This window comes from Pontibacter indicus, from assembly GCF_900156345.1.
Taxonomy (GTDB): Bacteria; Bacteroidota; Bacteroidia; order Cytophagales; family Hymenobacteraceae; genus Pontibacter; species Pontibacter indicus.
In genome coordinates this window covers 1-12931 of the sequence record NZ_FTPP01000002.1, presented here as the reverse complement: position 1 = coordinate 12931, position 12931 = coordinate 1, and the positions used below count along the sequence as shown (strand labels likewise).

Below are 12931 nucleotides of genomic sequence, written 5' to 3'. Positions count from 1 at the left end.
TGCATACATTAGAAAATTTTATTACCATGAGAATACTTTATACCCTGCTGGCGCTGCTCTTCACCTTTGCCGCGAACGCCCAGCAAAACCCGCAGTACTCGCAGTACATCTTCAACAGTATGGCCATCAACCCGGCCTATACCGGTACCAAAGGTGTGCTCAACATCAACGCCTTCCATCGCTCGCAGTGGACGGGTATAGACGGAGCGCCCACCACGCAGGCACTGAGCGTAGACGGCCTGACCAGCCACGAACGCCTGGGCCTGGGCCTGAACTTTACCCGTGACAAGATCGGTGCCTATTCTACCACCTCGGCTTATGCCAATGCGGCGGCCCGTGTGTCGGTGAGCGCCCGCGGAACGCTGAGCTTAGGTATAGCAGCCGGTGTGGTGCAGAGCGTAGTGGATGGTTCGGAACTAGGTATAGTGGATGACCCGAGCATACCTGCCGGCAAGGATGTTTTCTACCGCCCGGATGTGAAGCTGGGTGTTTATTTCAACACAACGCGTTTCTATGCCGGCCTTTCCGCCTCTGACCTGATCCAGTACAAAGATGTTTTCCAGATCGAGCCGGTTCGCCACTATTACTTCACCACAGGCTATGTGTTCGATGTGAGCAATTTTGTGAAGCTGAAGCCAAGCGTGCTGATCAAAGAAGATTTCAACGCGCCCGCCAACGTGGACCTGAATGGCTTTGTGCTGCTGGGCGACCGTTTGTGGCTGGGTAGCTCATACCGCACCAGCATGAACCTTTTCAACAAGAATGAGGAGGCCGACCCGGTGACGAAACGCACTGCCATGGCCCTAATCGCTGAATTGCAGGTGACCAACGCCCTACGTCTGGGTTACTCTTACGACCGCATGCTCAACGACCTGAACGGTTTCCACTCGCACGAGATCTCGGTAGGTTACTACTTCTTCAAGAAGCAGGACACGAAAATGCTGACGCCGCAATACTTTTAATATTAGCTCTTACCGCATATGAATTTCAGACATATACCCTTATACCTTACCGCTGCCCTGTTGCTGGGCGCAGCACCTGTAGCCGAGGCGCAGCAGGAGCTCCGCAAAGCAGACAAGCACTACGAAAAGTTTGAATTTGCTCTGGCTCTGGAGCAGTACAAAAAAGCGGCCGAGAAGCGCAAGCCGGATGTGAAAACAGCCGAGCGCATCGCCGACTCTTACCGTCTAACGCGCCAGACCGTGGAAGCGGAGCGCTGGTACGCCCAAGTGGTGGCCATGCCAGGCCGTGACCCGCAGAACATTTACCATTACGCCGAGGCGCTGCGCAGCAACGGCAAATACGACGAAGCCAAGCAGCAGTACATGCTGTGGGCCGAAGAAGTGCCGGCTGCAGAGGAGCGTGCCCAGCACCTGATGGCCTCCTGCGACAAAGCCATGAACTGGATCAACCAGAAAATGCCACTGGCCGAGGTGCAGCGCCTGAGCGGACTGAACGCGCAAGGTTTCTCTGACTTCAGCCCAATGAACTACGGCAAGGACGCGATCATTTTCACTTCGGACCGTGGCGTGGATCAGGAAGGAAAAACTGCCGGCACCTACGGCTGGACCGGTCGCCCCTACCTGCAGCTCTTTATGGCCAGCCGCGACGGCGGTGGCAACTGGGGCAAACCCGCTGCACTGCATGAAATGATCAACGACCAGTACCACAACGCCACGGCCTCGGCCACGGAAGACGGACAGACACTGTATTTCACGCGTACGCAACTGGTACAGCAGCGCAAGTCTGGCAACGCCGACCCAACCAGCTGGGTAGACAAGTCGCAGGTGCAGGAGTACATCAACCGACTGGAGATTTATTCTTCGCAACGACGCGGCACGACCTGGACCGAGATCAAGCCTTTTGCTTTTAACAATGTAACAGAGTACTCCGTGGGGCATCCGGCCCTGTCGCCTGACGGCAAGATCATGTACTTCGTGTCGGACATGCCGGGCGGTGTGGGCGAGACGGACATCTACTATACTTTGCGCCAGCCGGACGGCAGCTGGGGAGAACCTGTGAACGCCGGTATCCTGATCAACACGCCGGGTCGTGAAAGCTTCCCTTACGTGGACCAGAATGGTAAACTTTACTTCTCTTCTGACGGCCACATGGGCATGGGCGGACTCGATATTTTCGCCGCTGAGGGCAAGCACGCCGCCTGGACAGCCGTGAATAACATGGGCCATCCGATCAACTCGTCGAAGAACGACTATGGCATCATGTTCAACGAAGACGAGGAAACCGGTCTGCTGTCGTCTAACCGCGAAAGCAGCAACGGCACCGACGATATCTACAGCTTTAAAGTGTTGCAGAAACCGGTTGTAATAGCTGTGACCACACTGGAGCGCAAGCAGAACGAGCAGAAGAAAAATGTGCAGCTTCCACTGCCGCAGGTACAGCTCCTGATCGCGCAGCAGAATATGAACGACAGCAGCACTGCCTTGACGAATACAAAAGGGCAGTACTTTATGGATGGTCGCAAAGGAAACTCCTATGTCATGCAAGGCTCAAAACAAGGCTACCTCAACCAAAATGTGAAGGTGGAAGTGCCAAAAACAGCCGCAGATACGGTGCAGGTAGCCATGGTATTCGACCGCGACGAGAAGAACGTAGCTATTGTGCTGGAGAACATCTACTACGACCTGGACAAGTGGGATATCCGTCCGGATGCTGCCAAAGAACTGGACAAGCTGGCCGAAGTGCTGGAGGCAAACCCGACCATCAGGATCGAGCTGAGCTCACATACTGATAGCCGCGAAAGCCTGAAGTACAACCAGGTGCTTTCAGAGCGCAGAGCACAGGCCGCCGTGGATTACCTGATCACAAAAGGTATAGCCAAAGACAGGCTGACTGCCAAAGGCTACGGTAAAACAAGGCTGGTAAACAACTGTACCGACGGGGTGTCTTGTCCGGAGGAAATGCACCAGCAAAACAGAAGAACAGAGTTCCGAATCAAATAGGGGCTCACTTATAGGGAAATCAAAGTTTCATTAGCTTTCATAGTTTGGAAAGGCTCCGCAGATTCTACGGAGCCTTTTTATTTAACTTTATGCCAAGGAAGCAGCCTATTTCTTGCCTCCAGTATAAGCCACCCGGTACACCACCCCATTGGAATCGTCGGTGATGAGCAGGGAACCATCGGTATGTGTCGCCAGGCCAACCACACGGCCAAACTGCGCCTTGTTATCGTCTACCAGGAAGCCGGTCACGAAATCCACAAACTCTTTGGGTTGTCCGTTCTCGAACCGGATGCGCGACACCTTGTAGCCAGCTGGCTTGGAGCGGTTCCAGGAGCCGTGAAAAGCCACAAAGGCATCGCCGCTATACTCTTTTGGAAACTGGTTGCCGCGGTAAAAGATCATGTCGAGGCCGGAAGCGTGGGCGGTATAAGTGAGCAGCGGGTACTTTGTTTTCTTCTTGTATTCTTCGTAACTCATGTCCTTGGGCTGGTCACCGGGATTTTCCTTGCCTTCGCCGTAGATGTAAGGCCAGCCGTAATCAGCGCCTTGCTCAATCTTGTTCAGCTCCTCGCGCTGCTCATCATCGCCGAGCCAGTCAATGCCGTGGTCCATGCCGAACATCTCTTTCGTTTGCGGGTGCCAGTCGAAGCCCAAGGTGTTGCGCAGGCCTTTGGCGTATACCTTGCGGTTTTTACCGTCGAGGTCGGCCTGTAGAATAGTGGCGTGTTCCTTATTGGGCTCGTCGCAGGCGTTGCAGGTGCTGCCAATCGAAATGTAGAGCTTGTTGTCCTGGCCGATGCGCAAGGTGCGGTTCGGGTGCTGACCGCCATCCGGCAGATCGTCAGCCAACAGTTGCAGTTCGGATAGGGTGCCGTCCTTGTTGATGTTGGCGGTATAAAGTTCTTTGACGGTTGCCAGCCATATTTTATTGTCGCGTATGGCAATGCCGTGCATCTGCTCTTTCGTGGCCACCACTTTCTGCTCATCCGCCTTGCCATCTTTGTTCGTGTCGCGGATCATGGTCACGGTGCCTTTGTCGCGGTCGGTCACGTAAACTACGCCTTCCTTGCTCACGGCAATCATGCGCGGCTTGTTCAGGTTCTCGGCAAATTTGGTGATCTGGAAGCCGGCCGGTACTTTGAGTTGCTTCACACGGGCATCGGTGGCATCTACGCGGGCTGGTTTAAAGATGTGGCCCTCTACAGAAGCGCTTACTGGCTTTTCGCCTTCTTGGGCAAATATTGGTGAATTGGTGAGCGCCAGAGCCAGGCTTAGGGAGGCGGTAGTTGTAAGTATTTTCTTCATAGCTTTGGTTCGGTTAAGTTTGTGGAGAGAATTTGTGTTTTGATTTAACCGAATACCGGCTATGATTGTTGCAACCGGTAAGGAATAGCAAATTCTATGTGATGCTAACCTTGCCAGATAAAAGCCGTTTTGTTAGCAGCCAACTTGCACTCATGAACTTCATACTCCCCCTGCTTCGCCTCTGTTCCCTGACTACCCTGATGCTACTGCCTTTGCTGACTCATGCCCAACAGCAGGTTTCGGGGCAGGTTATGCGATCCCAAACCCGTCAGGCGCTGGAAGGAGTGACCATCACAGCCAGTAGCGGCGAACAAACCCTAACCAATGCCTCTGGTCGCTTCAGCCTGACCGTGGCAGACGAGGCTTCTTTCCTGTTGATCTCACACATCGGGTATAGGCCCGATACGGTTTCACTGCAGCGCACCCAGCCAGGTATAGCACTGCAGGTATACCTGCAACCATTGGCAGCCAGCCTGTCAGAGGTGGTGGTGACGGGCTACGAAACAAACCGGCCTCTGCTGGAAACCGCCGGCGCCCTGAGCATCATCGACCGGGAGGTGATGCAGCGCTTTGACGAAAGCTCGTTGGTGCGGGCGGTGAATACCGTGCCGGGTGTGCGGATGGAGGAGCGGGCCACGGCCAGTTACCGCCTTTCGATCAGGGGTAGCAGTTTGCGCTCGCCTTATGGGATACGAAACGTGAAGGTATACCTGAGCGAAATTCCCTTTACCGAATCGAACGGCATCACGAATCTGAACCTGCTGGATGCGGCGAACTTCAACAGCATGGAAATTTTGAAAGGGCCGGCGGGCAGCCTTTACGGGGCAGGCACAGGTGGCACGGTGCTGCTCGAACCCCGCAGGGCGACTCCCGGAGAGAAATTGCTGCAGGCCGGCACCACTTTCGGCTCTTTTGGGCTGCAGCGCTACACCGCCAGCGCCAGTGTGGGCAGCGAGAAGCAAAGTCTATACCTGCAGTACACCCGACAGCAACTCGACGGCTACCGCGAGCAATCGGGCATGGACCGCGAAACGCTGCTGCTTACCGCTACTTTCAACCCATCTGAGAAGAGCACCATCCAGGCTAACCTGATCTTCTCCGATCTTTTTTACCAACTGCCCGGCGGACTGACCCGAGAGCAGTATGAGCAGGACCCAAAGCAGGCACGTGGCGGGATGTTCGGGAGCGTAGCCCAGAATGCGTCCATGAACCAGCAAGGTATAAATCTTGGCTTGTCGCAGGAGTACCGTTTCACGGAGAACCTTAAAAACACGACGGCTGTTTACGGCCTTTTCAGGTATAGGGACCACCCCTTCAACACCGATTACGAGCGCAATACCAACCAGGAGTATGGCGTGCGCAGCCGCTTTGTATACAATGCCAACTTGGGTGCTATACCTACAACCGTTACTTTCGGTGGCGAATACCAGCGCGGTTTCGAGGCTGCCCGCACCTACGGCAATAACCGCGGCCGCACGGACTCGCTGCGCACCGATGACGAAGTGCTGGCCAAAACAGGTTTGCTTTTCACACAAGCCGAGTTCGAACTACCCGGCAGCTGGATAGCCACGGCTGCTCTCAGTCTGAACGATACCCGATATGAAATCACCCGTCTACACCAGGCTCCGGCCGGCGGACCTTACCAGTATACCCGCGATTTCAGTGCCGTGCTCTCGCCCCGGGTAGCCTTGCTCAAACGGCTGACTGAGCAGATATCAGTACATGGTAGTGTGAGTGCCGGTTTTTCTCCGCCTTCCGAAGAAGAACTGCTGACTTCGGACGGTGCCCTGAACCAGGAACTGGAAGCGGAGAAAGGCATTAACTACGAGGCCGGTATACGCGGCTATACTTTGGGCCGAAAGCTGAGTTTTGATGTGGTGGCCTTTCACTTCAGGCTGCGCGAAACCATTGCAAGTCGGCAGGATCTGTCGAGCATCGCTGTGTTCCGCAACGTGGGCGCTACTTCCCAGAGCGGACTCGAGACAGCCTTGGGCTATACCTTACTCGAAGATGCGACGCAGCCGGTGAGTCTGCTCAAGGTATGGAGCAGCTATACCTACAGCCATTTCCGCTTCCGCGATTACCAGAAAGACGACACCGACCTGAGCGGCAACAAACTCACCGGTGTGGCCCCGCATACCCTGACTGCCGGCCTCGACCTGGCCACCCGCTTTGGGCTATACCTATACCTGACGGGAAACTATGTAGACGAGATTCCGCTCACGGACGAAAACACTGTGTATGCTGATTCTTACTTCGTAGCCGGGACACGGCTCGGGCTGCGACGTGAGCTAGGGAACAAGTTTGCGCTGGACATTTTCGCCGGCTCCGAAAACCTGACAGACCAGAAGTATAGCCTAGGCAATGACCTGAATGCTTTTGGCGGGCGCTACTTTCAGCCGGCCGCTTCACGCAATTATTATGGCGGCCTCAATCTGTCGTACCGTTTGTAGGCTACCTTCTGGGTGGTTGGTTAGGTGGGTATAGCGACAAGATGCTGATGATGGACCTTCTGATCTTGCTTTCGTCAGTCTGTGTCACCGTGATCTCGCCTTCTGCCACACCCCGCCACAGCAATTCGTTGGTGCTGGCCGAAATCAGATCGATCAGCATCGTGCCGGGCGTATACTGGGCCACGGGCCTATAGCCTTGGAAATCGGCCGTATTGTAATTGAATCGATAGCCAAACCAATAAGCGTACCCGAAGTCAGGCGAAGCCGTGGCAGCATCCTGCGCCACCGACACATCGTAAGCCACCAGCAGATCCGGATTCTCCGCATCCAGCGTCATGCCCTTCTTCACCAATTCAGCCGCGATGGCATCGCGCATCCGTCTGTCCAGCAACGGCTCATACAAGTTTGGATCAGCTGAGGTATTGGCCATTGCCGGTTCCAGCAATGCAAAGGTTCGGTATACCTGAAAATCTACACTTCGGTCGTAGGTGCTGTCTGCCGTAATAGAAGGTATGCAGCCGCTCAAACCGATCAGCAGGACAGGTAGCAGGTATAGCCATTGTTTGATGGGAGGTATAGCATTTCGCATAGCGTGTTGGTTTAGGTATAGGATATTGTCTAAAACAGGTATACGGCGCGGGGCAGGGGCTAGGTATGGCGGTGGAGTTTTGAGGGAATGCTGCCAGCTTTAGAAGCAGTTGTAGGCTATACTGTCAGCTTGAAGGCACTGAGAGAGTTGGGGATTTTCAGAGCGCTTCGTTATTCCAGGTTTCTCCCCAATAGAGGGCTCCTACCCCCAGGCCGAAATGACAGAAAATAAGTTAAGGACTTAAGACCCTTGCTACCTCTAGGAGGGGTAGGCTGGTAAAGGAGAGGCGACTACACGCTCCCAAAACAAAAAAGCCTGACCAAAAGGGCCAGGCTTTTCAGGTATAAGCTTAAGACGGGTTAGCCAACAGCTACCATCTCGTTGTGATCTTCGTTGTAAGCTTCGATCGGAGCACAAGAGCACACCAGGTTACGGTCACCGTAAGCGCTGTCGATGCGGCTAACGGTTGGCCATACCTTGCTGTCGCGCAGGTAGGACATCGGGAATACAGCTTTCTCACGTGTGTAAGGACGCTCCCAGTTTTCTACTAAAACAACTTTCTGGGTGTGCGGTGCGTTCTTCAGCACGTTGTTCTTCTGGTCAGCCTTGCCTGCTTCAACCTCACGGATTTCCTCACGGATCGAGATCATCACATCGCAGAACCTATCCAGTTCTTCCTGTGCTTCCGACTCAGTTGGCTCCACCATCAGGGTGCCCGCTACCGGGAACGATACCGTTGGAGCATGGAAACCATAGTCCATCAGACGCTTGGCAATGTCCTCTACCTCTACACCGTATTTCTTGAACTCACGGCAATCCAGGATCATTTCATGTGCGCAACGGCCGTTAGCACCTACATACAGCACCGGATAGTGTTTCTCCAGACGCGCCTTGATGTAATTGGCGTTCAGGATCGCCACTTTGGTTGCTTCCGTCAAGCCCTCGCCGCCCATCATCGCGATGTAGGCATAAGAGATCGGCAGGATAGAGGCAGAACCCCAAGGCGCAGCCGACACGGCATTGATTGCTTCCGGACGACCCAGGTCCACTACAGCGTGACCAGGCAGGAACGGAGCCAGGTCTTTTACCACACCGATTGGGCCCATGCCAGGACCACCGCCACCGTGAGGTATACAGAAGGTCTTGTGAAGGTTCAGGTGACACACGTCAGCACCGATGTGCGCTGGCGAAGTCAAACCTACCTGGGCGTTCATGTTGGCACCGTCCATGTAAACACGGCCACCGTTGTCGTGAATAACCTGGCAGATTTCAATGATCGACTCCTCATATACACCGTGTGTAGATGGGTACGTTACCATGAGGCAAGACAGTTCGTTCTTATGCTGCTCTGCTTTCGCACGCAGGTCCGCTACGTCGATGTTACCTCTTTCGTCGCACTTCACGATCACTACCTTCATGCCGGCCATAACCGCCGAAGCTGGGTTGGTACCGTGTGCAGAAGAAGGGATTAACGCCACATTGCGGTGATGATCGCCGCGTGACTCGTGGTAGGCACGGATCACCATCAGACCAGCGTACTCGCCCTGTGCACCCGAGTTTGGCTGCAGCGACATCGCGTCGAAACGAGTGATCTCACACAGCCAGGCCTCCAGGTTCTTGAAGATCTCAGCATACCCTTGCGTCTGGTCAGCAGGCGCGAATGGGTGCAGCTGCCCGATCTCCGGCCAGGTGATCGGAATCATCTCAGCCGTAGCATTCAGTTTCATAGTACAAGAGCCCAAAGAGATCATGGAGTGAACCAGCGAAATGTCTTTGTTCTCCAGGTGCTTCATGTAACGCAGGATCTCGTGCTCGGAGTGGTGCTTGTTGAACACCTCGTGCGTCAGGTACTCGCTCGTACGGATCAGTTTCTCAGACCAGGTGATCTCAGTCTCCTCCGGAAGCTCGTCGATGTTCAATACATCAGCAGATTTACCAGCTACTTTGGCAAACACCGCCAAGATGTCTTTCACATCTTCCAGCTCGGTGTTCTGGTGCAGGGAAATACCGATGAAGTTTTCTTCAAAATAACGGAAGTTCATGCCCGCAGCCTCCGCCTCGGTGCGGATGGCATTTTTCATATCAGCACTCTCCACCGCAATTTTCAGCGTGTCGAAGTAAGCTTCGTTCAGCTGCTCGAAGCCAAGCGCCTTCAAGCCCTTCTCCAGCTGCTGCGCCAGGGCGTGCGTGTTCAGGCCGATGTACTTCAGGCGGCGTGGGCCATGGTATACGGTATACATACCGGCAATCACCGCCAGCAGTACTTGTGCCGTACAGATGTTGGAGGTCGCTTTCTCACGACGGATGTGCTGCTCACGTGTCTGCAATGCCATACGATAGGCTCTGTCACCAGCGGCATCTACCGAGATACCGATGATACGGCCCGGGATAACACGTTTGAAGGCATCCTTAGTGGCAAAATAAGCAGCGTGCGGACCACCAAAGCCCATTGGCACACCGAAACGCTGCGTTGTACCTACTACCGCATCGGCGCCCATCTCACCCGGAGGTGTCAGAAGCGTCAGAGAAAGAATATCAGCTGCCACGGCTACCAGGATGTCCTGCTCGTGTGCTTTGCTGATGAAGTCGGTATAATCAAAAATGGCGCCGTCGGCAGCAGGGTACTGCACCAGGGCACCAAATAATGTCTCGTCAGAGAAATCCACCTCACGGTGATCGCCGATTACCAGCTCAATCCCGATCGGCGTAGCGCGCGATACCAGTACGTCCAGCGTTTGTGGCAGCACCTGGTTGGATACGAAGAAGCGGTTGGCATTTTTGCGGGCGCCTTTGCGCTGCGCGTAGAACATACCCATGGCCTCAGCGGCGGCAGTACCTTCGTCCAGCAGCGATGCGTTGGCAATCTCCATACCGGTCAGGTCCATCACCATGGTCTGGTAGTTGATCAGCGCCTCCAGACGACCCTGCGCGATCTCAGCCTGGTATGGGGTATAGGCAGTATACCAACCCGGGTTCTCCAGAATGTTACGCTGGATAACAGGCGGCAAGATGGTGTCGTTGTAGCCCAAGCCGATATACGATTTGTATACCTTGTTCTTTCTGGCGATCTCACCGAATTGCTTCAGGAAGTTGGTTTCAGAAAGAGCCTTTGGCAGGTTCAGCGGCTTCTTAAGTCGAATGGCGGCCGGTACGGTCTCCTCAATCAGTTGGTCCAGCGAGTTCACCCCGATGGTTTTAAGCATGTCCTGCATTTGCTCTTTGTCCGGACCGTTGTGGCGCTCCTTAAAAGTGTCAGCAGGTTTTGTTTTAAGAATCATAATGATGAAGTATTGATTGGGAATTTGGGTTTTAACTTTCCAGTGGAAGACAAGCCAAAGGCTCTCTTTCAATAATTTCTACAAAAGTAATAGTAATTGTTTATTATATTGAAGCATGAAAGCTAAATAGTTCTGTATGTGGCAGGAGGCTGCAAATTGCCGACGCTTCTATAATGGTGTGTGCTGCAAAGCGCAGGCAACCGGATGTCCAGGCATTATCCACTTCAGACTACAGACTAGTAAACACAAAATCCAGCAGAACAATTCAGAAAGAGGCACCTATGAAAAAAGTCAAAATTGGGATCATTAAGGAAGGCAAAGTGCCGGTAGACAAACGCGTGCCGCTCACCCCTAAAAAGTGCGAAGAAGCCATACAGGAGTTTCCTGATGCAGAGGTGATCGTGCAGCCGAGCGATGTCCGCTGTTTTACGGACGAGGAGTATGCCGAGCTGGGTATACCTTTGCAGCAGGACCTGCGCGACTGCGACGTGCTCATGGGCGTGAAGGAAGTGCCGGTTGACCAGTTGATTCCGAATAAGACGTATTTCTTCTTTTCACATACTATAAAGAAGCAGCCGCACAACGCCAAGCTGCTACGTGCCGTGCTCGACAAGAACATCACCTTAATAGACTATGAACTCCTGACCAACGCACAGGGACAGCGGGTAGTAGCCTTCGGCAGGTATGCAGGTATAGTGGGCGCTTACAACGGCATACTTACTTATGGCAAAAAGTGGAATCTCTTCGACCTGAAGCCCGCCTACCTTTGCCACGAGATGGAAGACATGCAGGAGGAATACTTTAAAGTGAAGCTACCGCCTATTAAGATTGCCGTGACAGGCGGGGGCCGTGTGGCAGGCGGCGCGATGGAAGTGCTCGATAAAATGGGTATCCGGAAAGTGAGCGTGTTCGACTACTTATATAAGCAGTTCAGCGAGCCGGTATACGCCCAACTACACTCCGGCGATTACAACAACCGCCCCGATGTGGAGGTATGGGACTCGCCGGATTTCTACGCGCACCCTGAGCTATACCAATCCACGTTCCGCAAGTTCACAAAAGTGACGGATTTGTTAATGGCCTGCGCCTACTGGGACCCGCGTGCACCGAAGCTGTTTTCAGAGGAGGACACCCGCCAGCCCGACTTCAAGATAGACACCATTGCCGACATCACCTGCGACGTGGACGGCTCCATACCTACGACCAAGCGCTCCACCACTATACCTGATCCGGCTTTTGATTATAATCCGGAGACAGGAGAGCTTGAGCCAGCCTTTAGCCGAAAAGAAAACATTACCGTAATGGCGGTAGACAATCTGCCTTGCGAACTACCGCGCAATGCTTCCCGCGACTTTGGACGTAACATTATAGATTATGTATTCCCGCAGTTCTTTAATAATGACGAAGGAGGGATGCTCGAAAGAGCGACCATTGCCAGAAACGGGGAGCTGACTAAAAGGTATAGGTATCTGAAGGAATATGCTGAGGCAGCAGCGGTGTAGCAGGCTATATATAATGGAGTAAGATCAACAAGGTGTAGACGGAGCGAAAGTCTACACCTTGTTTCGTTTCGGAGAGGTTGTAACAGGTATAAATAGCGGTAAAAACGGTGCAATAGAATGTGGCTAGATGTTGAAGTGAAAAACTTTTAAATTATTTTCGAAAATTTGATGGTGCAAACCAGCTAGTTAAATGGAACCGCATCAAAACAGAGACTAATGTTATAACATGCCCCTTGCGAATTAAGATATTTTTCAGACCTTTGTAATCCCAACGCGAACGAAACCTCGCCAGGGACACAAGGTCAGCCGGCAGGGCGGCCCAGATGCAGGAAGTAAGGCTGAAGGCATCGGAGCAAATACTGAAAAAAAACTTTTGCCCGGGGCTTGCGGAATGAAAAACTCTGCTTACCTTTGCAGCCCGCTTCACAAGGAAGGGGGTTTCGGAAGGCTGCCTTAACAGGGCCTGAAGGAAAAGAAAAAAAAGTTTTGCAGAGCGCTTGCGGATTGAAAAAGTCTGCCTACCTTTGCAGCCCGCTCCGGAACGAAGGTTGCCAGAGCGGAAAGGAAAGTGCCTCTCAGTTAAACGAACTGAGAAAAAAAAGAAAAAAAGATTGAGATTTTGCTTGCGGATTGGAAAAGATTTCCGACCTTTGCACACCGAAAACAACGGACGGTCGGCACGGTAGTAAGAGTAAAACACACGCCCTGGAACGCCGGGGCGCTAGCGGAAGAAGAAGTCTTCCGGGAAGTTCTTTGAGAGATTGTTGAGACAGAAAAGAAAACAAGAATAGGTACATCCGCGCGGGCGAATCTTAAAGATTCCCACCGCGTCAATTCACAA

At 53.3% G+C, this 12931-nt stretch carries 7 protein-coding genes; 4 read left to right on the top strand and 3 right to left on the bottom strand.

Annotation, left to right across the window (positions count from 1 at the left end):
• The first annotated feature begins 26 nt into the window (after positions 1 to 26).
• Positions 27 to 962: a PorP/SprF family type IX secretion system membrane protein gene (locus tag B0B12_RS08675; protein ID WP_076667884.1), complete on the top strand. Its 936-nt coding sequence runs from the start codon at positions 27 to 29 to the stop codon at positions 960 to 962.
• An 18-nt stretch (positions 963 to 980) separates the two neighbouring features.
• Positions 981 to 2963, top strand: a complete 1983-nt coding sequence (locus tag B0B12_RS08670; protein ID WP_083704164.1) for an OmpA family protein — start codon at positions 981 to 983, stop codon at positions 2961 to 2963.
• Positions 2964 to 3068: 105 nt separating this feature from the next.
• Here B0B12_RS08670 and B0B12_RS08665 read toward each other — a convergent pair whose 3' ends face one another.
• Positions 3069 to 4268 carry a PQQ-dependent sugar dehydrogenase gene (locus tag B0B12_RS08665; protein ID WP_076667881.1) on the bottom strand — a complete coding sequence of 400 codons (1200 nt, stop codon included), beginning with the start codon at positions 4266 to 4268 and terminating at the stop codon, positions 3069 to 3071.
• Between the two features lie 152 nt (positions 4269 to 4420).
• On the opposite strand from B0B12_RS08665, the gene B0B12_RS08660 reads away from it, so the two are divergent.
• Positions 4421 to 6721 carry a TonB-dependent receptor domain-containing protein gene (locus B0B12_RS08660; RefSeq protein ID WP_244554652.1) on the top strand — a complete coding sequence of 767 codons (2301 nt, stop codon included), beginning with the start codon at positions 4421 to 4423 and terminating at the stop codon, positions 6719 to 6721.
• Between the two features lies 1 nt (position 6722).
• Here B0B12_RS08660 and B0B12_RS08655 read toward each other — a convergent pair whose 3' ends face one another.
• Complete coding sequence (locus B0B12_RS08655; protein ID WP_076667878.1) at positions 6723 to 7310, bottom strand: DUF4136 domain-containing protein; 588 nt, start codon at positions 7308 to 7310, stop codon at positions 6723 to 6725.
• A gap of 359 nt (positions 7311 to 7669) precedes the next feature.
• A complete protein-coding gene (gene gcvP, locus B0B12_RS08650; RefSeq protein ID WP_076667875.1) occupies positions 7670 to 10588 on the bottom strand; it encodes an aminomethyl-transferring glycine dehydrogenase in 2919 nt (972 codons plus the stop codon).
• A gap of 281 nt (positions 10589 to 10869) precedes the next feature.
• On the opposite strand from gcvP, the gene B0B12_RS08645 reads away from it, so the two are divergent.
• Entirely contained in the window at positions 10870 to 12090 is a 1221-nt protein-coding gene (locus tag B0B12_RS08645; RefSeq protein ID WP_076667872.1) for an NAD(P)-dependent oxidoreductase, read from the top strand.
• The last annotated feature ends 841 nt before the right edge of the window (positions 12091 to 12931 follow it).